The sequence below is a fragment of the Leisingera sp. XS_AS12 genome, from assembly GCF_041224635.1.
Classification (GTDB): Bacteria; Pseudomonadota; Alphaproteobacteria; order Rhodobacterales; family Rhodobacteraceae; genus Leisingera.
This window is the reverse complement of the sequence record NZ_JBGFGM010000093.1, coordinates 95025-121487: the sequence shown is the minus strand read 5'-3', so window position 1 is coordinate 121487 and position 26463 is coordinate 95025. Positions and strand designations below refer to the sequence as shown.

General features: G+C 62.0%; 21 protein-coding genes. 10 read left to right on the top strand and 11 right to left on the bottom strand.

Annotated features, from left to right (window positions below; translation table 11 throughout):
* Positions 1-21 precede the first annotated feature (21 nt).
* A complete protein-coding gene (locus tag AB9K35_RS10070) occupies positions 22-897 on the bottom strand; it encodes a LysR family transcriptional regulator (RefSeq protein ID WP_369925760.1) in 876 nt (291 codons plus the stop codon).
* A gap of 111 nt (positions 898-1008) precedes the next feature.
* Between AB9K35_RS10070 and AB9K35_RS10065 the strand changes: the two genes are divergently transcribed.
* The 8 genes from AB9K35_RS10065 to secD all read left to right on the top strand — a co-directional run bounded on the left by AB9K35_RS10065 (position 1009) and on the right by secD (position 12104).
* Positions 1009-2166 (top strand): ABC transporter ATP-binding protein, encoded by a 1158-nt coding sequence (locus tag AB9K35_RS10065; RefSeq protein ID WP_369925758.1) that lies wholly within the window; start codon positions 1009-1011, stop codon positions 2164-2166.
* Positions 2167-2293: 127 nt separating this feature from the next.
* Positions 2294-3163 carry a carbohydrate ABC transporter permease gene (locus AB9K35_RS10060; RefSeq protein ID WP_369925756.1) on the top strand — a complete coding sequence of 290 codons (870 nt, stop codon included), beginning with the start codon at positions 2294-2296 and terminating at the stop codon, positions 3161-3163.
* Positions 3163-4125 carry a carbohydrate ABC transporter permease gene (locus AB9K35_RS10055; protein ID WP_369925754.1) on the top strand — a complete coding sequence of 321 codons (963 nt, stop codon included), beginning with the start codon at positions 3163-3165 and terminating at the stop codon, positions 4123-4125. Before AB9K35_RS10060 ends, AB9K35_RS10055 begins: the two co-directional genes overlap by 1 nt.
* A gap of 110 nt (positions 4126-4235) precedes the next feature.
* Positions 4236-5483, top strand: a complete 1248-nt coding sequence (locus tag AB9K35_RS10050) for an ABC transporter substrate-binding protein (protein ID WP_369925752.1) — start codon at positions 4236-4238, stop codon at positions 5481-5483.
* A gap of 65 nt (positions 5484-5548) precedes the next feature.
* Complete coding sequence (locus AB9K35_RS10045; RefSeq protein ID WP_369925750.1) at positions 5549-6379, top strand: metallophosphoesterase; 831 nt, start codon at positions 5549-5551, stop codon at positions 6377-6379.
* Positions 6380-6461: 82 nt separating this feature from the next.
* Positions 6462-8954 (top strand): cation:proton antiporter, encoded by a 2493-nt coding sequence (locus tag AB9K35_RS10040; RefSeq protein WP_369925748.1) that lies wholly within the window; start codon positions 6462-6464, stop codon positions 8952-8954.
* 67 nt (positions 8955-9021) lie between these two features.
* On the top strand, positions 9022-9396 hold the full coding sequence (locus AB9K35_RS10035; protein WP_369925747.1) for a hypothetical protein: 375 nt from the start codon (positions 9022-9024) through the stop codon (positions 9394-9396).
* Between the two features lie 122 nt (positions 9397-9518).
* Positions 9519-12104, top strand: a complete 2586-nt coding sequence (gene secD, locus AB9K35_RS10030; protein WP_369925744.1) for a protein translocase subunit SecD — start codon at positions 9519-9521, stop codon at positions 12102-12104.
* A 214-nt stretch (positions 12105-12318) separates the two neighbouring features.
* Here secD and AB9K35_RS10025 read toward each other — a convergent pair whose 3' ends face one another.
* The 10 genes from AB9K35_RS10025 to AB9K35_RS09980 all read right to left on the bottom strand — a co-directional run bounded on the left by AB9K35_RS10025 (position 12319) and on the right by AB9K35_RS09980 (position 24314).
* Positions 12319-14226: a beta-galactosidase gene (locus tag AB9K35_RS10025; RefSeq protein ID WP_369925742.1), complete on the bottom strand. Its 1908-nt coding sequence runs from the start codon at positions 14224-14226 to the stop codon at positions 12319-12321.
* Positions 14227-14233: 7 nt separating this feature from the next.
* Complete coding sequence (locus AB9K35_RS10020) at positions 14234-15079, bottom strand: SMP-30/gluconolactonase/LRE family protein (protein ID WP_369925741.1); 846 nt, start codon at positions 15077-15079, stop codon at positions 14234-14236.
* Positions 15076-15681 (bottom strand): 2-dehydro-3-deoxy-6-phosphogalactonate aldolase, encoded by a 606-nt coding sequence (locus AB9K35_RS10015; protein WP_369925739.1) that lies wholly within the window; start codon positions 15679-15681, stop codon positions 15076-15078. Before AB9K35_RS10015 ends, AB9K35_RS10020 begins: the two co-directional genes overlap by 4 nt.
* Before the next feature lie 4 nt (positions 15682-15685).
* Complete coding sequence (locus tag AB9K35_RS10010; protein ID WP_369925737.1) at positions 15686-16606, bottom strand: 2-dehydro-3-deoxygalactonokinase; 921 nt, start codon at positions 16604-16606, stop codon at positions 15686-15688.
* Positions 16603-17373, bottom strand: a complete 771-nt coding sequence (locus AB9K35_RS10005) for an SDR family NAD(P)-dependent oxidoreductase (protein ID WP_369925735.1) — start codon at positions 17371-17373, stop codon at positions 16603-16605. Before AB9K35_RS10005 ends, AB9K35_RS10010 begins: the two co-directional genes overlap by 4 nt.
* Position 17374: 1 nt before the next feature.
* A complete protein-coding gene (locus tag AB9K35_RS10000; protein ID WP_369925733.1) occupies positions 17375-19090 on the bottom strand; it encodes an IlvD/Edd family dehydratase in 1716 nt (571 codons plus the stop codon).
* The gene (locus AB9K35_RS09995; RefSeq protein ID WP_369925731.1) at positions 19087-21153 is read right to left on the bottom strand and encodes an alpha-galactosidase; all 2067 of its coding nucleotides are present in this window, start codon (positions 21151-21153) and stop codon (positions 19087-19089) included. The genes AB9K35_RS10000 and AB9K35_RS09995 overlap by 4 nt, the downstream gene beginning before the upstream one ends.
* Positions 21150-21998, bottom strand: coding sequence for a carbohydrate ABC transporter permease (locus AB9K35_RS09990; RefSeq protein WP_222455526.1), 849 nt, complete (start codon positions 21996-21998; stop codon positions 21150-21152). The genes AB9K35_RS09995 and AB9K35_RS09990 overlap by 4 nt, the downstream gene beginning before the upstream one ends.
* Positions 21998-22876 (bottom strand): carbohydrate ABC transporter permease, encoded by an 879-nt coding sequence (locus AB9K35_RS09985; protein ID WP_369925850.1) that lies wholly within the window; start codon positions 22874-22876, stop codon positions 21998-22000. The genes AB9K35_RS09990 and AB9K35_RS09985 overlap by 1 nt, the downstream gene beginning before the upstream one ends.
* A gap of 184 nt (positions 22877-23060) precedes the next feature.
* Positions 23061-24314 (bottom strand): ABC transporter substrate-binding protein, encoded by a 1254-nt coding sequence (locus AB9K35_RS09980; protein WP_369925729.1) that lies wholly within the window; start codon positions 24312-24314, stop codon positions 23061-23063.
* Between the two features lie 140 nt (positions 24315-24454).
* Between AB9K35_RS09980 and AB9K35_RS09975 the strand changes: the two genes are divergently transcribed.
* Both AB9K35_RS09975 and AB9K35_RS09970 read left to right on the top strand, forming a co-directional pair.
* Positions 24455-25246, top strand: coding sequence for an IclR family transcriptional regulator (locus AB9K35_RS09975; protein WP_369925727.1), 792 nt, complete (start codon positions 24455-24457; stop codon positions 25244-25246).
* Positions 25247-25302: 56 nt separating this feature from the next.
* Positions 25303-26361 carry an ABC transporter ATP-binding protein gene (locus tag AB9K35_RS09970; RefSeq protein WP_369925725.1) on the top strand — a complete coding sequence of 353 codons (1059 nt, stop codon included), beginning with the start codon at positions 25303-25305 and terminating at the stop codon, positions 26359-26361.
* Positions 26362-26463: the final 102 nt, after the last annotated feature.

The window sequence follows — 26463 nt, the reverse complement described above, 5'->3', positions numbered from 1 at the left end:
ATAATCTTGCCCCGACGCCCGTCAGCGAAAGTCTGACGAGGATGCCAGCTCGACAAAGGCTTTGACCAACCGAAGCCGCGCCCTGTCTTTCGGTGCAACAACCGCAGTCTCATGCCTATGCGACAATTCGGCGACGGGCAATTCCACCAACCCACGCGCGATCAATCCGCTGTTGCCAAGGAAGATGGCGACGCCAGCGCCCTGCAGCACCGCCTCGCACATGAGCGGAAAGGTGGTGATCTTTATGGTGCGATGAAACTCGCACCCGTGTTTTACCAGAGCTTCGCGGACCACGCGTTCCGTCAGTGAGCCGCTTTCCGGAAGGATGACCGTTTCCTTGGCCAGATCCTCGAACCGCAGCACTTCGCGGTTTGCCAGCGGCGAGGACGGGTGCAGATAGGCGGCATAGCGAACAGTCTGGACCGGAACCCGCTCCCAATCGTCGGTTTTTGGGGGATCGGTGATCAACCCGACATCCGCTTTCCTTTCCCGCAGCAATCGCACTGCCGTCGTCCATGCGTATACACCAAAGTCTATTTCGACATCAGGGTAGCTTTGCCGGAACAGGCTGATCGCCCTTAGAGCGGGCAGAGGGGCATTCGCAATGACCTTGATATGTCCGCGCGCCATGGCTTCAAAGCCTTCAAGACGTTCGCTGATTTCGGAATCCAGCGCGACCAGACGGTCGGCGAGATCATAGAACTCCTGCCCTGTTCGCGTCAGCGAAATGCCATCCCGGCTGCGCAACAACAGCTGCGATCCGACCTGTTTTTCCAGTTTAGCCACATGTTGCGTAACCGCGGATTGCGACACCCCGAGCCGCGTCGCCGCGGCCGAGAAACTGCCCGCGCGCACGACGTAGGCAAAGGCAACGAACTGGTGATGGTTGGCGCGCATGGTATCGGTCCCTTTTGGCCGCACTCCTAGCTGCCATTAGTCTCACTTATATGACGTCACAAAAGTGAAGGCTCAGCTTCTTACACCGCCTCCATCAGACGGAGGAATCAGATGACCGAGCTGAGCATAGTGAACGTGACGAAACGCTTTGATGAGACGGATGTGCTCAAAGGTGTTTCACTGGATATTGCAGACGGAGAGTTCGTCTCTCTGGTCGGCCCGTCCGGCTGCGGCAAATCCACCTTGCTGCGTATCATCGCCGGGCTGGAGGCACAGACCAGCGGCGATATCCGAATTGCGGGCCAGTCGGTTGTCGACCGACGGGCCGCCGATCGCAACCTTTCAATGGTCTTTCAATCATACGCGCTCTACCCACATCTCAGCGTTGCGGACAACATTGCCGTGCCGCTGAAGATGCGCCGGTTGAGCAGGCTCCAGCGCCTGCCCCTGGCGGCTCGGCTGCTGCCGTCGGGTCGCGCCGCTAGCCGCAAAATCGAATACGACGTCCATCAAGCGGCGAAGATGCTGGAGATCGAGCATCTCCTGAACCGCAAACCCGGGCAGCTCTCGGGCGGGCAACGCCAACGGGTTGCCTTGGGGCGGGCCCTGGTCCGGGAACCCGCGGCCTTCCTTCTGGACGAACCGCTCTCCAACCTCGACGCCAAGCTGCGGGTGCAGACCCGGGCGGAAATCGCGCAGCTGCATCGCCGACTGCGGGCCACCTTTGTCTATGTGACCCACGATCAGGTGGAAGCGATGACGATGTCAGACCGGATCGCGGTGATGATGGGGGGGCGCATCCTGCAATGCGCAACACCAGAAACCATTTACGAAGATCCTGACCACATCGACGTGGCGGAGTTCATCGGCGCTCACAAGATCAACATCCTCCCCGTGGAGATCGCTGATGACGGCCAACTGCACCTGTTGGACCGCCGCTTGGAGCTCTCGGTCGTCGGCGTCGGCCGTGGCGTGGGCTCGCTGGGCCTGCGTCCCGAAGCGCTGCGGCTTGCGGGTGAGAATGCCCCGATCCGTGGCCATGTCGTACACCGCGAAAACCTTGGCGCGGAGCTTTTCGTACAAGTCGAAGTCGCAGCTTTGAAAGAGCGCGTCACACTGCGAGCGAACCCCGAGCAACGCCGTGCGCTTCAACTTGGCTCACCGGTGGGGTTGGAATTCGATCCTGCAAAAGCCCTGCTGTTCGATCCCCATGGCAAGCGCCTGCGGCAGCTGCGCCCGACGTTCGCCGCAAAACCCGAGGTCGCGTAACATGCCTGCACCTGACGTCCCATCCGCCGGGAAGGCGAGCACGCCCCCGCCGACCCCTACCAATTCCGCCCCAGTAATCAGAGATTATCGAGCGGCTTGGACCCTGACTGGTCCCGCACTGATCCTGATGGTCCTGATCCTACTGGTACCGGTCGCTATCGCGGGCTGGCTTTCCTTCACCGACTACTCGCTGGGCAACGACAGCTTCAACTGGATCGGCAGCGCGAACTACGAAAAGCTGTTCACGCGCGCCTCCTATGAAAAGATGTTCATCGCAACGCTGACGTATGTTGTCACCGTCGTGCCCCTATCCGTCGCCTTGGGACTGGGGGCGGCCATTCTAATCCACTCTCTGGGGCGGTTCGGCGCCCTCTACAAGACGATCTATTTTCTGCCCGTGATGGCCACGCTGCTGGCGATGTCAATCGCCTGGGAGTTCATGCTGCACCCAACTATCGGGATGCTCAACCGGACGCTGGAACTGGGCTGCGGGACGTTTCTGGAACGGGTCTGGCCCTTCCTCGCCAACGGCTGCGCGGATCGCTTTCCGGTCTGGCTCGGAGATAAGCGTTACGCCATCTGGGTGATCTGCTTCATCGGAGTCTGGCAGGGGTTCGGCTTCAACATGGTGCTCTATCTGGCCGGGCTGACCTCCGTCCATCGTGAGCTGTACCACGCTGCGGAAATGGATGGCGCCCGATCCGCATGGGACCGGTTCCGTCTTGTAACCTGGCCAGCGCTCGGCCCCACCACCGTTTTCGTTGTCACCATCACCTGCATCCGCGCCTTTCAGGTCTTTGATACGGTCGAAGCCTTCTGGCCCCAGGGCGGCGGGCCCAACAAGTCAACCTACGTGATGATGTTCGCCATCTTCGAGAAAGGCGTGCAACAGAACCTGATCGGGATCGGCTCCGCCATCACCATGCTGTTTCTGACGTTCGTCATGTTCCTGACACTCATCCAACGCTGGCTGGTCGAAAGAAAGGTCCATTACTGATGACACGCGACTGGTGGAAACATCTGATCCTGATCCTTGGCATTATCGTCGTCATCGCGCCCTTCTACCTGATGGTCAGCTATTCTTTCAAATCCCCCGGTGAAATCGAGAGGGGGGAAGGCGGCTTCTTTGGTCGGCAGGAGCTGATGGTCGATGAACGCTGTGTCAGCCTGCGTGCACCTGACCGCAAGGATATCGCAGCAGCCAGCCAACGCTTTCCCGGCCAGACCGAAAATGCGATTCGAACCGCTCTGATCGCCGAGGCGAAGAGCGCCTGCTCCATGCGGCCGGTTGTGTTCAATTACACCAAGGCGTTCTCGGAAGCGCCACTGCTGCGCTACCTGCTGAACGGGATCGCGGTGACGGTGTCGATCTTTCTGATCCAGGCAGTTGTGGCGCTGCCTGCGGCCTATGCCTTGGCCAAGCTGAAATTCTGGGGACGGGAGGCGGTGTTCGGCCTGGTGCTGTTCTGTTTGCTGATCCCGGTCCATGCCATCGCGCTGCCGCTCTACATAATCCTGGCGAAACTTGGTCTGACCAACACCTATGCGGCGCTTGTGGTGCCATGGACCATCAGCGTTTTCGGGATCTTCCTGATGCGGCAGTTCTTCATGACGGTCCCCGATGACCTGATCGATGCCGCGCGCATGGACGGGATGGGCGAATTCGCAATTGTGTGGCGCGTGATGTTGCCCACGGCCATCCCCGCACTGCTGGCCTTCGCCATCTTCTCGATCGTTGCACATTGGAACGACTACTTCTGGCCGCGCATCGTGGTGACGGGCAACCGGGATCTGTTCACCCCGCCGCTGGGGCTCCGCGAATTCAAGGGAGACGGTGACGGATCCTACTTCGGCCCGATGATGGCCACCGCCACCGTCATCGTCACGCCGCTGATCGTTGCCTTCCTGCTGGCACAGAAGCGGTTCATCGAAGGCATCACCCTGAGCGGAATGAAGTGAGTTACGGGTGCGGCACGCGCCGCACCCTCCCGAAATCCCGACCGGGATCATAGCAGAGCGCGCTTTGCCAAACACCTGCGCTCCAATCCAGGAATGAGAGGAAGAGTTCCATGAAACCCACCCTGCCCGCAATCGCCCTTGCGGTATCCGCCTCTGCCGCGATGGCCCAGGACACCGTGACCATCGAGTTCGCCTACCCCTACAGCCACCTGTTTGACGTCACCTACGAGGCGATGATGCCCGAGTTCAAGGCAGCGCATCCCAACATCGAGGTGAAGTTTCGCGCCACTTATGACTCCTATGAGGACGGCACCAACACGATCCTGCGCGAAGCCGTTTCGGGAAACCTGCCCGACGTGACAATGCAGGGTCTGAACCGTCAGCAGATCCTGGTCGAAAAAGGCATCGCCAAATCGCTGGACCTGTTCATTGCCGACGAAGCGGATTTCGCCAAAGACGGCTATCACGATGCCATGCTCTCCCTCTCGACCTTTGACGGAGCGGTCTACGGCCTGCCATTTTCGGTCTCGCTGCCGGTCGGTTACTACAACATGGATATCCTGCGCAAAGCAGGGGTTGACGCGTTGCCCGAGACCTGGGACGAGGTCATCGCAGCCTGCGAAACCATGAAAGCCGAAGGGGTGGACAACCCGATCTTCTGGGGCTGGAACGTTACCGGAAACTGGTTTCTGCAAGCGCTGATGTGGTCGCAGGACGAGGCGATCGTCGAAAACGGGGCCGTGACCATGGACAGCCCCGAGGCCCTGGCAGCCCTCCAGCAGATGCAGGAGATCTTCACCCGGTGCGACATGCAGAACCTGGATTGGAAAGCCGCTCTGGCCTCCTTTTCCGCCGGGGAAATTGGCATGATGTTCTGGTCGACGTCGGCTTTGGGCGCTGTCGAACGGTCACAAGGCGACTTTCAACTGGTCACCGGCCCCTTCCCGGGCATGGGGACGCCCCCCAAGGGACTGCCTGCTGGCGGCAACGCAGCGATGCTGACCTCGACTTCCGACGATCCCGAGGTGCAAAAGGCAGCCTGGGCCTGGCTGAAATTCATCACCTCGGGCAGCGGCGCAGCCGAAGTTGCCAAGACCACCGGCTACATGCCGCCGAACAAAGCCGCAAACGAGGTGATCCTCGCCGACTTCTACGAACGCAACCCCAACAAGCAGACCGCAGTGGACCAACTGCCGCTTCTGCGCGATTGGCAGGCCTATCCCGGCACCAACGGGCTGGCCATCACCCAGGTGATCTATGACGGGATCGAACGGCTCGTCACCGGGGACGCCACCGACATGGAAGCGCTGCAAGAAGAGCTGGTCGACGAAATCTCTGACCTGCTGCCGAACAGCTAATGATACAGCCCGGCCGCGCCAAGGCCACTTGCGCGGTCGGGCCCTCGAGTGACCAGAGCAAACACATGAAAATCATTCACATTTCCGATATCCACCTGACCGTCCCGGGCGAAGAGATGGGCGGCCTCGACCCGCATGTGCGCTTTAATCAGGCGCTGAGGCATGTGGCCGAACACCATCCCGACGCTGCCCGGATCGTCATCACTGGTGATCTGGCGCATTGGGGGGAGCGCGCCGCCTATGAAGCTCTGAAAACGGCCATATCAGGTCTGAACATCCCCGTCCGCCTGATGATTGGCAACCACGATGACCGCGCCCAATTCCGTGCCGTCTTTGGCGATCACCCCATCGATCCGCACGGGTTCGTCAATCATGCCGAGACGGTCGGCGAAACCCGTTTCATCTACCTCGACAGCGTGGGCGAGCGAACGCATGCAGGTCATTTTTGCTCTGCCCGCCGCGCTTGGTTGGCGGCCGAGCTGGAAAGCTGCGCGCGTGCAAGGATCTTCCTGCATCACAACCCGATGCCGCTGGGGCTGCCAGCCGAGGACAAAATCGCACTTATCGCAGAGCACCGTGCGCCACTCCATGCGCTGATCCGCCAGCATGCTGCAAAGATTGACTACATCCATTTTGGCCATGTTCACGCGCCTGTTCACGGCGTCTTTGCAGGTGTGCCGTTTGCCAGCGTGCCCTCGACCGGCAACCAGTCGTTGCCCGACATGAACGAAAGCGAATTTCTGCAGGGCGCACCGATGGCCCCCGCCTATTTCGTGATATGCACTGAAGGAAAAGACACCACGATACACCAAATTCCCTTTGCCTGGGATGGACCGATCACCCGAACAGGCACCGGATGGGAGGATTGGGCCAAACCCACTGTCGCCGCTGAATAAAAATTCGGCACGCACGGCTGATATCCGCAGGAACCCGTAAATTGCGATACACGTCCGGGAGTTGTTGGGGTAACGGAACTTCATGGATATCGTTGTCGTCACCACCATTATCGCATCGTTGTTTCTTGTAATTGGCGTGGCCGAACCGCTGGCCGCACGACTGCGATTGCCTTACAGCGTGATCCTCGCTGTTTTTGGCAGCCTGATCGCAATCGCTGCGGCCTTTTTCCTGCATACCGAGCTGACCGACGCCCTGAATCCGGTGGCAGAAGCAATTCTCGGCCTGCCGATCCGCTCAAATGTGTTCCTTTACGTGTTTCTGCCAACCTTGTTGTTCCAGGCCACACTCGGCATGGAACTGCGGCGGATGCTGGATGACTGGGTGCCGATCCTCATGCTGGCCGTGGTGGCAGTGGTCGTCGCCACCCTCAGCGTGGGATATGCGCTGGCTTGGGTGAGCGCCCTGCCGCTCGCCGCGTGCCTGTTGATCGGCTCCATCGTTTCAACCACGGACCCATCTGCAGTTGTCTCGATCTTTCGGTCGATCTCTGCCCCCCGCCGACTGGCGCGCATCATCGAGGGTGAAAGTCTTTTAAACGATGCCGCGGCGATTGCGCTGTTTGGGTTGTTCATGGGGTTCGTCATGCTGGGGCTGCCTGATCCCGATCTGGAAGAGGCCCTGGCCCGGTTCCCGCTTCTGATCCTGGGCGGCGCGGGAACCGGTTGGGCCTTGGCGCGCGCCGCGGTCTGGATCATGGGACTGTTCCGGCGTCACGAGCTGGCGCAGGTCTCCATCTCCGCCGCCCTGCCCTACCTCGCCTATATCATCGCAGAGCAAAGCGTCGGCGCCTCCGGCGTCATCGCGGTTGTCGCCAGTGGTCTCACACTCAATCTCACAGCGCCCGGGAGGTTGCCGCCGCAGGCCTGGGCAAACCTGCGCGAGCTTTGGGATGTGCTGGCCCATTGGGCCGGTGCGTTGATCTTTATCCTCGCTGCGTTGCTGATCCCACGCCTGCTGGAGAAGGTCTCGCTGCAGGAGGTCTTGCTGGTCGGCGTGGTGGTCATTGCAGCAATCGCTGCACGGGCCGTCATCCTGTTTGCGCTGCTGCCGCTTTTGACCAAGGTCAAGCTGTCCCCGAAAGTGGAACGTCCCTACCGGGTCGCGATCCTCTGGGGCGGGCTTCGCGGGGCGGTCACGCTGGCGCTGGCCCTGGCCGTGACCGAGAGCTTTCGCGTGCCCGCGGAGATCCAACGCGTGGTCGGCATCCTCGCCACCGGGTTCACCCTGTTTACGTTGTTGGTACAGGGCACCACCTTGCGTTGGGTGATCGGGCGCCTCGGCCTCGACCAGCTGTCCTCCATTGACCAGGCGCTGTCCCGCCAAGTGGTCGCCGTGGCGCTGCAGACAGTGCGCGAAGATATCGCGCAGACCAACGAGAACTACGAACTCAACCGCGAAACCGTACGCGCCGAGGCCATCCAGTTTGGCGAGCGTCTCGAAGCCGCCGTGAAACGGGCCGAGGACAGCGCCGATATCCTTGATCGCGACCGGATCACCCTTGGGCTGATTGCGCTGGCGGGCCACGAGCGCGACAGCATTCTGGCGCGTCTGCGCGAACAGACGATTTCGGCACGCATGGCTGAAATGGCGCTGGCGAATGCAGACCGCCTGATCGAAGGTGCCCGCTCGCAAGGGCGCAGCGGATACCAACGCGTCGCAAGGCGCAATCTTGCCTATGGCCCGACGTTCCGGATCGCGGGCTGGCTGAATTCCCGGCTTGGCATCTCCGCGCCCTTGGCACGGATCACGGCCGACCGGTTTGAACTCCTGCTCTCTCAAAGGCTTATCCTGCGTGACTTGGGAAGCTTTATAGACAACCGCATCCGCCGCATTCACGGCCGCCGGGTCGCGGAACTGCTGCACGAGTTGCTGACGCGCCGGGTGGACGCGGTGGAGACCGCTCTGGACGGCTTACGCCTGCAATACCCCGGCTATGCCGAGCAGCTGGAACGCCGCTTCATCCGCCGCACCGCACTGCGGCTTGAGGAGCGCGAGTACCTGTCGATGCGCGAGGACGGCTTGGTCGGAGCCGAGGTCTACATGTCGGTTATGCAGGATCTGGAGGCGCGGCGGGCCAAGGCCGAAACGCGCCCCCGGCTTGACATCGCGGTGCAGAAGACCGCGCTGGTCCGTCAATTCCCCCTCTTCGCCGATCTCGACGAGACCGCAACCCGGCGCCTGGCACGGGTTCTGAAAACGCATTACGTCAACGCAGGCAAAGTCATCCTGCGCAAGGACACGCCGGTGCGCAGCGTCTATTTCATCGCCTCCGGTGCCGTGGAGGCAGAAACGGCTGGCCAGGTCGTGCGATTGGGCCGGGGAGACATGTTCGGCCAGATGGCAATTCTGGCAAGGAGAACTCTCCCCACCGAGATCCGGGTCATTGCACCGACAACCCTGCTGGAGCTGGACGAGAACCGCTTCCGCCGCCTGCTGAGCCGCAGCAAGACACTCCGTTCCGCCGTTCAGGAAAGCGCCAGGAAGCGCGGTGTCAGCCTGCCGGACCTTGAATGATATACCCCACGCAGCCCGCCTTGCGGGGGCAATTGACAAACCAGCCGCCAACAGCCAAATGCCGAGGATGAAATACTCCGCCCAACTTCCGCTTGCCTGCTTCAGGACCGTTCTTGTCCTGCTGTTTCTGGTTGCGGGTGGGCTGGGTGAGGCCATTCGACAACCGTATACGCCGGTTGTTCCCAAGGTCGAACAATTGCATTCGGCGACGCTGCAACTGGCAAGCGTCACCGCCAAGGAACGATCGCAAATCCAGCGACCGGACCAGGCAGCGTCAGCCAACGGCAACGCGGCTGATGACGCCCACCTGACCCAGACGGCTGCGCAATTCCCGCCCGTCGAGCGGCTGCTGCTACTGGCCGAAGCCCGGGCACCGCCGCTCTTCGCGCGGGCACTTCGCCGGGCAAATCGCGCCCGAGCGCCCCCGGTCGACATGATCTGACCACGCAGCGATCCGCTCCTGTCTGTGACACGGGGCGCATCGGTGTTTGCCTTCCTCAAAACTCATACGGAAACCGGCAGGGGGACGCGGGGCTATCCGCCCAACTCTGCCGTGGAGAGATCATGCAAAGACCAACCTTTTTGAAACGCCTCGGCGTATGGGGCATCTGCCTGCTCTGCCTGTGGCTCGCCCTCCCCAACGCCTTCTACGGGCAAATGGACGCGCAGGATGCCGACACCAGACACACCACGGAAGCCGCATGGCAACGCCTATTGCCATCCGGACTGATCAACCTCGGCCTTGACCTCCGCGGCGGCGCACATCTACTCGCCGAGGTGGACGTTACCGGCGCAATCGACCAGCGCCTCGCCGCCTTGTGGCCAAGCTTGCGCGACGCGCTGCGGGATGAGGGCGGCCGCACGGTTCAGGTTCGCAAACTCACCGCGCCATCCGGCGTTATGCGCGTCGCTGTCACACCTGCCAGCTTCGCCCCGCGGGCACGGGACGTCGCAACGCGCTTTGCAACCCGCGTCGCGGGGACCTCTGGACCGAGCACCCCGGATCTGGAGATAACGGCCGAAAACGGAATTCTGGAACTGCGCTACAGCGCCGTCGGCAGAGACGCCCTCGCCAACCAGCTGGTAACGCAGAGCCTCGAAACGGTACGACGCCGGATCGACGAGGCCGGAACCCGGGAGCCCACCATCGTTCGACAGGGTAGCGATCGCATCCTGATCGAGGTTCCGGGCTTTTCTGATGCAGACGCGCTGAAGGCTCTGATCGGGACCACTGCGCAACTCTCGTTCCACGCCGTCTTGCCAGCGAGCGAAACCGCACTGGGCGACGCCTTGATGCTGCCGGATGCAACGAACCCCGCCGTCACCTATCGCGTTGACCCAAGGCCGGTCGTGTCGGGCGAACAACTGACCGATGCGCAGGCAAGCTTTGATCCGAACGGGCGCCCGGCGGTCTCCTTCCGGTTTGATACAGCTGGGGCCCTTGCGTTTGGAGACTTCACCGCCGGGCACGTCGGCAGCCCATTTGCCATCGTGTTGGACAACACCGTTCTGTCAGCGCCAGTCATCCAGTCGCATATTGCCGGTGGCAGCGGCATAATCACCGGCCAGTTCACGGTCGAGGAGACATCGCAGCTCGCAACCTTGCTTCGAGCCGGATCCCTTCCGGCAGAGCTGACATTCCTGGAAGAAAAGACCGTTGGCCCAGAGCTGGGCAGCGACAGTGTCGCAGCCGGGGTGCGCGCAGCCTTGATCGGGCTGGCCGCCGTCTGTGCCCTGATGGTAGCCTGCTACGGTGGCTTGGGTCTGGTTGCCGTGGCCGCGCTGGCCATCAACATGGTGATCCTCGTCGCCGTGCTGACCCTTGTGGGCGCAACCCTGACCCTGCCGGGCATTGCCGGCATCGTCCTGACAATGGGAATGGCGGTCGACGCCAATGTCCTCATCTTCGAGCGGATACGCGAGGAACTGCGCCGCGAACGCAACCTGTGGCGGGCCGTCGGCAACGGCTTTGACAATGCATTTTCGTCAATCCTGGACGCCAACCTGACCGGACTGCTGACTGCCGGGTTGATGTTCTGGCTCGGCGCAGGCCCGGTGCGTGGCTTTGCGATAACCTTGGGGCTGGGCATTCTGACTTCCATGTTCACGGCTCTGGTCGTCACGAAACTCATCCTGCAAAGCTGGCTGGAGTGGCGTCGGCCCAAGGAATTGCCCATGCGGGGGGGCCTCGGCTTTCTTGAGCGGCGCCATGTGATCGACTTCTTCCGGCTGCAAAAGGTCACTTTCGGTGCCTCGCTCACAGCCGTGCTGGCCTCGCTCCTGGTGATCGGAATGGTCGGGTTGAACTTGGGCATCGATTTCACCGGCGGCACCAGTTTGCGCATCGAAACACCGCATGCATTACACCTTGATGCCTATCGTGACGTGCTGAACAACATGGGCTTGGCCGATGTCTCTGTCACTGAGGTGTTTTCAGCGGGCAATGTCGACAACGCGAACGTCGCCAACCTCCGCCTCGCCGCAGCAGGCGAGGAAGGGGCGGTGCTATCCTCTGATCAATTGCAGGAGGTCCGCGCTGCGTTGCTGACCGTCGATCCGGACATTCGCTTCACCGCAAGCGAAAGCATCGGGGGCAAGGTGTCACCAGAACTGGTGCGCGCGGCCGTGCTGGCAGTATCGGGCGGTGTTCTGTCGATACTCGGCTACGTCTGGATGCGCTTTGAATGGCAGTTTGCCGTGGGGGCCGTCATCGCGCTTGGGCATGATGTGTTGCTGACGCTGGGCCTGTTTGCCTTACTCGGTCTGAAGGTTGATCTGGCATTCGTGGCCGCGGTCCTCACCATCCTTGGATATTCGATCAATGACACGGTGGTCGTCTTCGATCGGGTGCGTGAAAACCTGCGGCGCCATAGTTCATTGCCCTTGCGCGACATCCTCAACCTGTCCGCCTGTGAAACGCTGAGCCGCACGATCCTCACTTCGGCAACCACATTGGCAGCCTTGCTGGCCCTGCTGGTGTTCGGCGGTGACGTCATCCGCAGCTTTGCGCTGGCCATTGCTTTTGGTGTCGTGGTGGGGACCTATTCGTCGATCTATGTCGCCAAAAACATTGTTCTGATCCTTGGGGTTGACCGGAGACACCCCGAAGCCCGCAGACCGAAAGGGAAATTCGACCACATCGAAGCCTAGCCTTCCGCTTGACCGCAACCTCAAGGGGGCAGGCTGCCGAAGCACAGGTCAATTGTCATCTGACAAGCCCAACCTGGCCCTTCCGGGCGCGCTGACACAACACGCGAACGGCAATTCATGTTGCCGTTCGCTTTCGCCTCCCCTTGCCGACGGCTCGGCCAACCTTGTCGACCCAGCCCTTCCGCTTCCAATGCTGCGGAAGGGCAGTGTTTCGTCAAAGAGGGCGCCGCAGCACGCCTGCCGCAGGCAGCAGGCCAACCTCCGTCTGTACCGGCTCAGCGCGATGGTTGAACCAGAACTCCTCCGTGGCAGTGCGGCGGGTTCGCACCCCTTCCGGCATTGAGCGCAAGGCCAGACCCGCCGCCTCCGCCAGAACCGCGATCAGACGGTCAAGCCCGGCCGCGTCGAGCCAGCCTCCACAATAGGTCTGTCGACCTTCCCGAAGCGCAACCGGAGCACCGGCCTCGGTTTCCAACACCACTTCGGCACGGCCCTCCAGCTCCTCCAGATAGCGGTGCGCAGCGCCGCCATCCTTCAGCGCAACCGGCATGTCGGGCCGCAAGCTCTCGACCCGGGACACGGTTACATCCAGCCCCGGCAGCGCGGGGGGCAGCGGGCCGGTGGGAATGCTGAAATGCCCGTCCCGCGCGCCGCTGCGGGGACCGTACAGGATCTCAGCCCCGCTTTCTGCAAGCGCGATCTTCAAATCCTGCGGCATATGCATCAGCCCCGGCGCGAGGATCAGCTTGTATCCAGTGAATTCCCGAGTGTCGGGCGGCAGTATGTCGATCGTCTGCCCGGCCCGACGCAGCGCCTTGTAGTGATCAAGGATCAGCTGGAAATAGCTCAGCCCTGCCCCGTGCGGCTGCGTCGACCAGGCCCAGTCCGCGTCATAGTCGAACAGGATCGCCACCGTCGCCTGAGCGGGCTGAACCTCGGGTGCGTCACGCAATTCCTGCGCCACTTGTCGGGCTTCGGCGATGGCAGGGGCATCCTTACTGTCCGGGCGCAGGAGACCCGCATGCATCTGTTCCTGCGCGAAGGGCGCCTGCCGCCAGCGGAAGTAACAGACCGCCTCAGCCCCGTGGGCAAAGGCTTCCCAGGTCCACAGCCGCACCATTCCCGGCAAGGGCGACGGATTGTAGGGGGCCCAATTGACCGGCCCCGGTTGCTGCTCCATCACCCACCAGCGGCCGCGGCCAACCGCGCGGTAAAGATCGTGATGCAGCGCCTGAAAGTCGGGATCGCCTTGCCGCGCATACCTGCGCTGCTCTTCGACAGTCGCGCCCACGCGATCCTCAAGGAAGCCAAGAGGGTAGCTGTCCCAGGTCGCGATCTCGAGATCCTTGCCCACCTTGAAGTGGTCGAATTCCGTCACCCGCCCCATGTAATTGTGCGAAACAGGTGCGTTGGAGAATTCCCTGATGATCTCGGCCTGCGCGCGGTTGAAGGCTACCACCTGGTCCGAACTGAACCGTTTGAAAGCAAGGACATGAGCCGGGTTCGGCTCTGTCACGGTCAGGTTCGGCAGGCCGATCTCGTCAAAGCTGCGGTACTCCATCGACCAGAAGACATTGCCCCAGGCTGTGTTCAGCGCACCGATGTCGCCGTCAAAGGCTTCCCGCAGCCAGTCTCGGAAAGCGGCCTTGGCGGCATCGGAATAGCTGATAACCGTATCATGGCAGCCGTATTCATTGTCGGTCTGCCAGGCCGCCACATGTGGATTGTCTCCGTAGCGTTCTGCCATCAGGCGCGTGATCCGTCGGCTTTCACCAAGATACCCCTTGTGGCTGAAGCAATAGTGCCGCCGCGAGCCGAAGCCGCGCGCCCGGCCCTGCTCATCCACGGCGAACATGTCCGGGTGCCGCTCTGCCATCCAGCGCGGGGGGGTCGCGGTTGGCGTACCCAACACAACCTTGAGGCCCTGCGCCCCAAGCGTTTCAATCGCGCGGTCGAGCCAGTCCCAGTGCAACTCGCCCGGGGTCGGTTCAAGCTTCGACCAGGAGAATTCGCCGATGCGGATCCACGTGAGGCCCGCCGCCGCCATGCGGGCTGCGTCTTCGGCCCAGATCTCCTCGGGCCAATGCTCAGGATAATAACAGGCGCCTAGGGTTCGTTTCATGGCCGTCTCACAGGATAACTTGGTGTTCACGCTGCCCCACCGCAGAAGTCGAGGCGCTGAAGGTCTGGCCAGCGGGTGCTGCATTCACCCCCTCAGCCGCAGTGGTAATGTAGAGTGTGGACAGATCGGTCCCACCAAAGGCTGGGCAGGAGGCCTGCGGCGTGGGCACCGCAACAGTCTCGAGCAGGGTGCCCTCGGGGCTGTAGCAGGCCACGCAGCCGATGCCCCACTGCGCATTCCACAGGTTGCCGCTTGCGTCCACCACCGCACCGTCCACGCCAAAATCTTCGCCGCTGAGGTCGATATGCACCTGCGCTTCCCCCTCGGGCCAGCCATCGTCTGCGGCCAGCGGCTGGCGCATGATCTTGCCGACAACGGTATCCGCGTAATAGGCGCAAGAACGGTCCGGCGCGAAACAGATGGCGTTGGAAATCGTGACATTAGGGACCAGCATGCGCAGCTCACCGCGATAGTAGCGGTAGATGGCCCCTGCCCCCGGCTCTGCTTCGAAGCCCATGGTCCCGATCCAGAACCCGCCCCAGGGATCTGCGCGCCCGTCGTTGGAGCGGGTCACCGGGTTGTCAGCCTCAAGCGGGCAAATCAGGCTGCGCTCCCCGGTAACGAGGTCAAACCGCCAGAGGCCGGTTTGGCTGGCCATCAGCAGGGTCTCATGATCGACCCAACCCGCGGCAGAAACGCATTCGTCGAACTGCCAGACCCGCTCTGCCCCGTCCTCGACCGTCAGCAGCCGCTTGCCCAGAATGTCGAACCAGAACAGCTGCTGGCGCTCCGGGTGCCACAACGGCCCTTCGCCCAGCGTGCAGGCAGTGGTGTTGTAAACCACAGCGGTCATGCGAAAACCTCGTCATAGGCGCGGACCATGTCTCTTGCATTCGCAGCAACGTCTGCGACGGACATGCCGGGCTTGAACAGGTTGGACCCGATACCGAAACCGCTGATGCCCGCGGCCTTCCACTCGGCGAAATTCGCAGGTCCGACACCGCCCACGGCATAGGTCGCCGCGTCCGGCGGCAGCACCGCCTTCAGCGCCTTGAAGCCGTCGAGCCCCAGTTTGAACGCCGGGAAGAACTTCAGCCCGTCCGCGCCCGCGCGCAGCGCCGTGAAGGCCTCGGTCGGGGTGAAGACGCCGGGGAAAGAGAGCATGCCGGAGGTTTTGGCCGCCTCAATGACCTCCGGATTGCAATCGGGCGAGACAACCATCCCGGCACCGATTTCCCTGAGGCGCGCGACCGATTGCCGATCCAGCACGGTCCCCGCCCCGATCAAGGCCCGGTCCGACGCATGGCTGACCATCGCCGCGATGCTGTGAAAGGGCTGGGGGGAATTCAGCGGCACTTCGATCCGGGTGATCCCGGCGGCGATCAGCGCGTCAGTGACGGGCAGCGCCTCCTGCGGTGTCAGCCCCCGCAGGATGGCGATCAGGTTGCGGCTCATCAATCTATCCTCGCATCATTTCCGCCCGGGCCGCGCAAAGCCCTGCCAGCGTTACAGTTTCTGCGTCTATCACCGCTGCCTCAGCGTCCTGTAACCTCAGCGCCGCAGCGTAGGCCTGCGCGATTTCATTTTCGCCAACGATGACCACTGACCTGCCCTGCCATTCATCGCGCACCGCGGCGACTTCCATGCCAAGGATGTAACCAGAGGCGCGTGATCGCGCTGCTACCGGATCAAGGTCGCTCAGGAGAGCGTCGGCGCGCAGGCCAAACAGCGCATTGGCAAGGCGGCCTGGGTTGGTCGCACCGTCCCCGCAACCCGCTTCGAAAGCCGGAGCGTCCCAGCCTTCACGCGCCAGCGTATGCCGCAGGACGGAGTGGTTGCACACCAGCTGAAACAGCTCCCCCGACAGGAACGTGGCAAAGCCGGTGATTTTGCCGTTCTGAACCGACACCCATTTCGTATGTGTACCAGGCAGGCAGATGACCCCGTCAAAATCCGGTTGCTGCGACAGCACTCCGGCAATCTGGGTCTCCTCTCCACGCATCACATCTGCAGGGTCGGCCTGTTTTACCCCGGAAAGGATATACACTCTGAGCCGGGCATCCTGCGTCTTGATCTGCGTCGCCGTGCCAAATGATGGTGGCGGACAAGGCACGCGGACGTAGGGGGCTTCCATCCAGCCCTGCCGGGAGCCCGCCATGCCGCAACAGATCACATCCAGGCGTCTGTCAGGATCCAGATAAGGCTTCAGCAGCGCCAGAAGTGTCGGTTCGTATTCCCTCGGCTTCAGGTTCGACATTCCCTTGTCCGAGTCGATCCGGCCCAGCGGCGCGCCATCTGCACCAATCGGCCAGAGCCGCAGGTGCGACGTGCCCCAGTCGGCCGCGACCCATGAAACTGCCTTGCGATCCGCGCCAATCATCCCGACACCACGACGCCACCGTCAACCACCAACGCCTGACCCGAAATCATGCGGCTGGCCTTGGAGGCCAGGAACAGCGTCGACTCGACAATGTCCTGTGGCGCGAGGTGATCCTTCAGACACTGGCGCTCCAGATGCGCAGACAGCGCCTCGGGGGTGGCCCATTTGTCGAGCTGCTTTTCGGTCAGCACCCAGCCCGGTGCCAGCGCATTCACCCGGATGCGATCAGCGCCGAATTCCCGCGCGAGGCTTCGAGTCATGCCGTTGATGCCGGCATTGGCCGTGGTGTAAGCAGGGTAGCCCGCGTTGCCCATCATGTAGCTGATCGAGGTGAAGTTCACGATCGAGCCACCGCCCAGTTTCTGCATGCCCGGCAGCACGGCTTGGCAGGCAAAGAAATACGCCTTGAGGTTGATCGCCTGCGACCAGTCCCAGAACGCCTCGTCCACCTCCAGCGTCGCGTGGCGCTGGTCGTTCGCGGCGTTGTTGACCAACACGCCGACCGGGCCATGCGCCTCGGCCGCCTGATCAATTGCCGCCTTCAGGGCCGAAATGTCGGTGATGTCGCATTGGATGAACAACGGCCTGTTGCCGGTCTCCTCTGCCATTCGATCAGTGAATGCAGTAGCATCCGAGCGCCCGACAAAAGCCACCTTGGCGCCCTGGCGCAGGAAGCCCTCGGTCAGGGCCGCACCGATACCCGAGCCTCCGCCAGTGATGAAGACAGAGGCGCCCTGGAGGTCGCGGAAAGTTGCGTTCAGGTCCATGTCAGTGGCTCTCCCTCGTCACTGGGCGGGTATCCTTGCCCACCAGGAAATCCAGATCCGCGCCTTTGTCGGCCTGCAGCACGTGATCGATGTAAAGCTTGGCATAACCGCGGGTGTAATGGGGCGGGTCGGGCTGCCAAGCGGCGCGGCGGGCGTCCATTTCCTCGGCCGAGATCAGCAGCTCCAGCTCGCCCTTGGACGCCGACACCCGGATGCGGTCGCCGGTTTTGACCAGCGCAAGGGGCCCGCCCGCCTGCGCCTCGGGCGAGACATGCAGGATCACGGTTCCGAATGCGGTGCCGGACATGCGCGCGTCCGAGACGCGGATCATGTCCTTCACCCCTTGGGTCACCAGCCGACGCGGAATCGGCATGTTGCCGACCTCCGGCATACCCGGATACCCCTTCGGCCCGCAGCCCTTGAGGACAAGGATGGTGTCCGGTGTCACCGGCAGGTCCTCGCGGTCGATATTGGCTTTCATGTCCTCAATGCTCTCGAAGACATAGGCCTCCCCCTCGTGCTCCAGTAGATGATCCGAGGCTGCCGAGGGTTTCACGATGGCGCCGTTGGGAGCCAGATTGCCGCGCAACACCCGCAAGCCCGCCGCGGGTTTCACCGGGGCATCAAATGTACGGATGACATCCTCGTTGAAACACTCCGCACCATCGGCATAGGCGGTGATGTCGCCACCCAAAACCGTTTTGGCGCTGCGCAGATGCCCTTGGTCCTGCAACTGCTTCAGCACAACGGGCATGCCGCCAGCGTAACAGAAATCCTCCATCAGGTATTTGCCCGAGGGCATGCAGTTGACCAGCAGCGGGATCTCGGACCCGATCTCGAAATCCTTCAGATCAAGCTCCACCCCCACACGGCCGGCAAGTGCCAACAGATGCACCACGGCATTTGTCGATCCCCCCACGGCGGCATTGGCAAGGATCGCGTTTTCGAACGCGGCCTTGGTCAATACGTCCGACGGTTTCAGGTCTTCCTCGACCATCTCGACAATCCGCTTGCCGGTCAGATGCGCCAGCGCCATCCGCCGCGCGTCCACCGCCGGCAGCGCGGCGTTCGTAGGCAGCGACATGCCCATCGCCTCGACCAGCGAGGCCATGGTGGAAGCCGTGCCCATGGTCATGCAGACACCCTTGGACCGGCTCATTCCGGATTCAGCGTTCATGAAGTCCTTCAGCGTCATCTCACCTGCACGCACCGCTTCGGAGAATTTCCACACATCCGTGCCGGAGCCGATGTCCTGCCCGCGGTATTTGCCGTTCAGCATCGGCCCGGAGGAGACGACGATGGACGGCAGATCAACCGAGGCCGCGCCCATCAGCTGGCCAGGCGTGGTCTTGTCACAACCGCCGAGCAGCACCACGCCGTCGATGCCATAGGCGCGGATCGACTCCTCGACGTCCATCGCCAGGAGGTTGCGAAACAGCATCGCGGTCGGCTTCATCTGGGTCTCGCCGAGGCTCATCACCGGGAATTCCACCGGAAAGCCCCCGGCCTCCCAGACGCCGCGCTTCACGCCTTCGGCCAGATCCCGCAGGCCGGAGTTGCAGGGTGTCAGCTCGGACCAAGTGTTGCAGATACCGATGATCGGCCGCCCGTCAAAGGCGTGATCGGGAAATCCCTGGTTCTTCATCCAGGAACGATGGATGAAGCCGTCCTTGTCCAGCTTGCCGTACCAGCCCTGGCTGCGGCGGTCCTTGGTCATTGTCTTTCTCCTTCGATCACCCAGACCGTTTCGGGGAATTGCCACGGCAGGATCAGCCCCTGCTGCATCAGAATCTGGCCGCTGAGCACCAGCGGCCCATCCTTGAATGCGGTGTTCCCCCGTGAGAGGTGGTGCAATTCGTCGCGATTAACGAGATCAATTCGATAGAGCGCCTGCGGATCCAGCCCGGTCAGCCGCAAGGGACGAGGCATGATCTGATGCGCAGAACGCGCCTTACCCGCAAAGACCACGAACCGGTTGCCATCCATCGCCAACTGCTGTTCCGCAATCACGCTGGCGTCGGCGCTGTCGAGGCGCAGGATATCCGCCTGCATCCGCCAGTGCCGGTTGTCCTTCCACCAGCTGGCGACACGTTTCAGAACCTCTGCTTCCTCATCCGTCAGTTCGCACGGGTCCATCTCGAACCCCATGTGCCGCTGGGCGGCGATCCACGCCCGCATGCGGACGTCAATTGTCCGACCCGACGTGTGGCAGACCCGCGGCCCGACATGCGAGCCGGTGACGGACATCGGCAGTAGCAGCGCTGCGTCGTGCTGAATGCGCAGCCGCTCCAGCGCGTCATTGCTGTCCGACAGCCAGACCCGCTGCGTGAGGCTCAGAATGCCCGCATCAATCCGCCCGCCGCCCGAAGCGCAGCTTTCGATTTCGACGTTCGGGAAAGTGCGGCGCAGGTCGCCGAGCAGCGCGTAGATGCCCTCGGTCTGGGCCGCATCTGCGATCGGCAGCAACCGGTTGTGGTCCCATTTCAAATAGTCGATGCGGTTTTCCTGCAGCAGCGCCGAGAGCTTCCGGAACAGGTGGTCCCGCACCTCGGGCCTCGACAGGTCCAGAACGCGCTGCTGGCGCCCTTCGATCTGGTCCTGCGGCCCAAGGATCCAGTCCGGATGCGCCCGCGCCAGATCACTGTCTAGGTTCACCATTTCCGGCTCGACCCAAAGGCCGAATGTCATCCCAAGGCGTTCAACATGGTTGATCAGCGGTGTCAGGCCATCCGGCCATTTGCGCCGGTCAATTTCCCAATCGCCCAGGCTGGAGGTGTCGTCATCGCGTCTTCCGAACCAGCCATCATCCAGCACGAACCGTTCCGCGCCCAAGGCTGCGGCTCGCTCGGCGATCTCGCTCAGGACGGCCATGTCATGGTCGAAATAGACCGCTTCCCAGCAGTTGTAATGCACCGGGCGCGGGGTTTCCGGCTTGGGCCAAGTCACCACATGGTCGCGCAGCAGGCGCTGAAACGCGGTGGCGCAGCCGTTGAAGCCTGATTGCGACACCGCGAGATACAGCGGAGCCGTATCGAAACGGGTGCCAACCGTCCGTGTGCCGCATGCGTGGCCCCATTGGATCTGCCGCCGCCCCGACGGAAGTTCCTCTGCCAGCATCACGTGGCCGCCGGACCAGCCATAATGCATGGCAAAAACCGTGCCTTGGGTGTTGCTTGCCCCGGCTTCGGGGAAATACGCCAGTGGTGGATGTTCGTGACCGGAACGGCCCGTGCGCGCTTCCCGCTTGTGGATGCCCGCCCGCCAGGGCGCGCGTTCCACCTGGAATTCACCGATCCAACGGCCGGAGAAATCGACGATCTCCTGCCCCATCTGCGGCCCCGGCAGCACCGGTGCGGCGAGGTGATGCAGGGTGATTTCTGCGTCGCTTTCCAGTGTTGCCTTCGCCGAGATCGTCTGGCCGACAACCTCGAACAGGAAGGTCAGCGACAGACCCAGATCGTTGTCCCGGCAGGTGAACTCCTCCCCATCGGTGACTTCCAGCCGGAAGCGCGGATACAGTGGTTTGCCATCCCGGTAGGCCACCAGACCCGGTTGGCCTTCGAACGACCACGACGCCTCGGGGCACAGCGACAGGGGCGGCAGCCGGTCGATCATCCCGCCTGTCACCTCCTGTTCGCAAGCGTGGGACAGCGCGGCCAGATCCGTCTGCGGGTGCAGCGCAGGCCCCCAGTACAACGCGCCGGGAATACCGCCGTCCGATGACAGCACCAGCGTCTGACCCGGCGCATCAATACGCCAGAACTGCAGCGCTTCGCTCATTTCACCGCCCCCAGGGTCAGCCCGGCAATGAAGTGCCGTTGCATCAGGAAGAACATCGCCACCGGCGGCAGCGCCGCCACGATCGACCCCGCGCTCATCAGGTGATAGGCAGCGCGGTACTGCGCGTTGAACGAAGTGATCCCCGCTGTCACCGGCTGGCTTTCCGCGCCTTGGGTCAGCACCACCGCCCAGAAGTAATCGTTCCAGATGAAAGTGAAGATCAGCACCGACAGTGCCGCAATCGCGGGCTTCATCAGGGGCAGCACGACGAACCAGAAGATCCGCCATTCAGCCACGCCCTCGACCCGTGCAGCTTCGATCAGTTCAAACGGCAGCGCCCGGATGAAGTTGCGCATGAAAAGGGTGCAGAAACCGGTTTGGAAGGCGACATGGAACAGCACCAGCCCCAGCTTGGTATTGTAGAGCCCCATGTCCAGCGTCAGGTCGCGCACCGGCACCATCAGGATCTGGAAGGGCACGAAGTTGCCCGCCACGAACATGAAGAACAGCAAGAGGTTGCCGCGGAACTTGTACACGCCCAGAGCGAAGCCGGTCATGCAGGACAGCGCAACCGCGCCGATGACGGTCGGCACCGTGATCAGCACCGAATTCAGCAGATAGCGCGGCATGTCGGAGGCAAAGAACACCTTGCCGTAGTTCTCGAACCCCTTGAAGGCCGAGGGCCAACCCCAGTAATTGCCGGTGGTGAAATCCACATCCGGCTTGATGGAGAAGACAGCGACCGCGATCAGCGGCAACAGCCAGAGGATCAGCGCCATCGGCACCAGCGCCTGATAGGTGGCCGCCCAGGCGGGAGAGGATTTCTCGATCGGACGCGGGAACATCAGCGGCCCCCCTTCTCTTCTTGGTACATCGACCACAGGAAATAGGCGATGAACAGCAGCATGATCAGGAACAGCACCACCGCGATGGCCGCGCCATAGCCCATTCGAAAGCCATATTCCGACAGCGCCTTTTCAAACATGTAGAATGACAGCACCCGTGACGAGCCGAACGGGCCGCCGTTGGTCATGATGGAGATCAGGTCAAACGAGCGCAGCGCGCCGATGATGGTCACCACGAAGGCAATGAAGGTTGCAGGCCGCAGCTGCGGGATGATGACGTACCACAGCATCTTGAACCCTTTGGCCCCATCCAGCCGCGCGGCCTCGACCTGTTCGGGGTCCACCGCGTTCAACCCGGTCAGATAGAGGATCATGCAATAGGCAGTCTGCGGCCAGAGCCCGGCCACGATGATGCCGTAGGTCACCAGGGTCGGATCCCCCAGCACGTTGAGCGTGCCAAAGCCGAAGAAACCAAGGATCTGGTTCAACAGGCCGAAAGTCGGATCGTAGAACCAGCTGAACACCAACCCCACGACCACTTGACTGATCACAAAAGGAAAGAAAAACAGTGACTTGTACAGGCGGATGCCAACCACGTTCTGGTTCAGGAACAGCGCGATCCCCAACCCCGCCGGAATTGCCAGCAGGTACAGCAGCAGCCATTTCGCGTTGTTCCACATCGAGACTTCAAAGGCGCGGTCATCCAACAACTCGGCGTAGTTTTCCATGCCGACGTAAACCGGCTCTCCCAGCCCGTCCCAGCGATAGAACGATAGATTGAAGCTCTGGAGGATCGGAAAGATCACGTAAAACAGAAAGAACAGCACGCCCGGCAGCAGGAACAGAACCGGGGCAAGCGTCTGGCGATTGCGCCGGATCCAGCCCGGCGCCGCCTCGTTGAGGGAAGTCGTGATGTCAGCCAAGGGCGTATCTCCCGGATACACGCATCTCGCTCAGGATCATCTCAGAGCGGGCGGGCAGAAAGTTAGTACAGGTCGGCCGCGCGGCCCGATGGCCATGCGGACGGTCCGGGCGGGAAAATCCCCGCCCGGGATTTCAGGTTCAGTAGATCCGCTGGCGGGCCTTTTCGAGCCGGTTCAGGATGTCGTCCAGGTTGTCGGGGAACACCATGAACTCCTGGAAGCCCTCCATCGCCACCGAGGCCATCTCGGCCGGGGCGTCGCGGTCAAAGAACTGCGCGATGCCACCGGGACTGTTCGACGACAGCATCTCGAACCCCTGGTTCAGCATCTCGTCATCGTCCACAGAGGAGGACGCATTGACCGGGAGCTGCCCGAGCGCATCGCCCGCGTTGATCGCGGTCTGCACGTCGGCAGAAACCACGTAGCGCAGGAATTCGCGTGCAGCTTCCTTGTTCTCGGCGGCAGCCGGAATGTGGAAGGTATCTGTCGGCGCATCTTCCGCCAGTTCCACATCCGGGTTGATGACCGGGAACTGGTAGAAATCGAGCTGCTCGTCGCTCAGTCCGGCCTCACGCAGGGGGGCCACCGCGAAGTTGCCCATCAGATAGGCCGCGGCCTCTCCGTTGACCATGAAGGGCAGCGCTTCCTGCCAGCTATAGGACTGATGGTTGTCGATAAACGCGCCCATGTCGATCAGCTCGCGCCAGTTGGCAAAGGTTTGGCGGACGCGCTCGTCGGTCCATTCCACCTCGCCGTTGGTCAGCGCCATGTGGAAATTATAGCCGTTGGTGCGCATGTTGAGGTAGTCAAACCAGCCACCCGCGGTCCACAGGAACTTGGTGCCGATGGTGAAGCACTTCTTGCCGCTGTCCAGGATCTTCTGGCAGTTTGCCTTGAAGGTTTCCCAGTCCTTGGGCTCCTCCAGACCAAGCTCGTTGTAGATGTCCTCGCGGTAGTAAACGCCCCACTGGTAGTAGGTGTAAGGCACGCCCCACTGCTTGCCGTCCAGCGTCATCGCGCCCTTGGTCGAGGCGAGGTTATCGGCGATCTCGGGTTCGGCCCAGAGATCCGACACATCCTCGAACAGACCGGCAGAGACATAGGGGCGCATGCGGTTGGCAGCATACCAGTTTGCAACGTCCGGCGCGTTGGCGGTCAGGAAGTTGCGGATCTGGGTCTTGTAGGCTTCGCGGTCGATCACGGTCAGCTCAACCGTCAGATCGGGATGCAGCGCGTCGAAATCCGACGCCAGCTTCTCCATTACTGCCCGCGGCGCCGGGTTCGACATATCCGAGAAAATCTTGAGCGTCCCGCTCAGCTCTGCAGCCTGCGCCGATGCGGCCAAACCGGCGGCCATCACAAGACCTGCAACCGTTCCCTTCAGCAAGTTCATTGTATCCTCCCATGTTGACTGCCGGTCATTGGTTTCAAATAATGGAACCAGTTTCCAACTATTGAAACCATGGAAGAGTTTGGCTATGAATGTCAACAGTCTCTTCACCTTCGGGGACAGGGACGTAAGGGAGGACAGCAATGGCAACGCCGGACACGCCGCAGCGCGGCACTGACGGAACCGTCGGAAAAGCCTTGGAAGTTTTGGATCAGGTTGCCGAATACGGGCGACCTGTGCGGTTCGGCGAGTTGCTCTCGGCCTCACCGCACCCCAAGGCCACGCTCTACCGATTGGTCCAGACGCTGACGAATCAGGGGATGCTTTGTTTCGACGAGGAGCAGCAGGCTTATTCCCCCGGTTTACGGCTGGTGCGCCTCGCGCATGCGGCCTGGCGGCAAAGCTCGCTCGCACCGGTCGCTCGTGCGCATCTGGATGCCCTGTCGGCAGAGGTGGGGGAGACCATCCACCTGGCACAACTGGACCGGGGTCAGGTGCTCTATGTCGACAAGCGCAACGCCCGCACCCCGATAGAAATGTTCAGCCAGGCCGGGAAGATCGGCCCCGGTTATTGCACCGGTGTCGGCAAAGCGATGATCGCGCATCTTGATGGCGACGCCCGCGAGGATGCCATTCGCCGCCAGGCGTTCTTCCGGCATACGCCGCACACCTTGGGCGACGAAGCCGCCTTCCGCGCCGAGCTCGACGCCATCCGCACGCAGGGCATTGCCTTTGACCGCGAAGAACATGAACCCGGCATCATCTGCATCGCCGCACCGATCCTTTCATCCAAGGGACGGGTCATGGGGGGGCTGTCGATCACATCGTCGACCGAACGACAGTCGCTGGAAGGGCTCACGGCGCTGCAGCCACTGCTTTTGAAGACAGCACAAGAGATCGCGGAAGCTGCCGAAAACTGGCAGTTCCCCACCTGAAGGAGGAGCGGCGCCGGGCCTGAATTCGCCCGCGTCGGCAGAAAGGATAAACACCCATGACCGGCGTCACATTGACCAATGCTGTAAAGAGATACGGCGAAGTCCAGACCATCTTCGATGTCAACCTCGAGATCGAGGATGGCGAATTCTGCGTCTTCGTGGGACCCTCGGGTTGTGGCAAGTCCACCCTGTTGCGGATGGTCGCAGGGCTGGAGGAAACAACTGCAGGCAAGATCCACATCGGCAACCGTGATGTCACCCATCTGGATTCCGCCGAACGTGGTGTGGCCATGGTGTTCCAGTCCTATGCGCTTTACCCCCATATGACCGTCGAGGAAAACATGGGGTTCGGCCTCAAGATGACGGGTCACCCGAAGGAGGAGATAAAGGCCAAAGTCGCCGAAGCCTCCCGCATTCTGAAGCTCGACCAGTATCTGAAGCGCAAACCCAAGGCACTCTCCGGCGGCCAGCGCCAGCGTGTCGCCATCGGCCGGGCGATCGTGCGCGGCCCGGAGGTCTTTCTGTTTGATGAACCGTTGTCCAACCTGGATGCCGAACTGCGGGTTGATATGCGGGTCGAAATCGCCCGGCTGCACAAGGAAATCGGCGCGACCATGATCTATGTGACCCACGATCAGGTCGAGGCGATGACACTCGCCGACAAGATCGTGGTGCTGCGGGCCGGTCGGGTCGAGCAGGTCGGCAAGCCGATGGATCTCTACAACGATCCTGACAATCGGTTCGTCGCGGGTTTCATTGGCTCCCCCAGCATGAACTTCGTCGAAGGCGAAGTGCGCGGTGGCAAGGTCACCGTCGCGGCCTTTGGCGGCCGGGAAATCATCACCCCCATCGCACTGCCAGCCGATGGCACCAAGGTCATCGTCGGCCTGCGACCACAGCACATAACGGTCAGCCCGCAGGGGCCCGCGACACTGGAGCTGCGCGAACGCCTGGGCGCGGTTGCCTACGATCACCTGATCTGCGCTGATGGTTCCAAGATCATTGTCGAAACCCGCGGCGAAGACAGCTTGGAAGAGGGCGCGTCCGTCAGCCTGGACTTTTCCGATGACGATGTCTTCCTGTTTGATGCAACGACAGAAAATCGGCTTCGATAACTCCAACCTGTCGCGGGGTTTGCCGCATTGGCACCACCGCATATTCAGAAAAAGCCAGACCGGCGCGAGGCAGGTCTGGCTTTTTTTGTACAGCTGATCCAG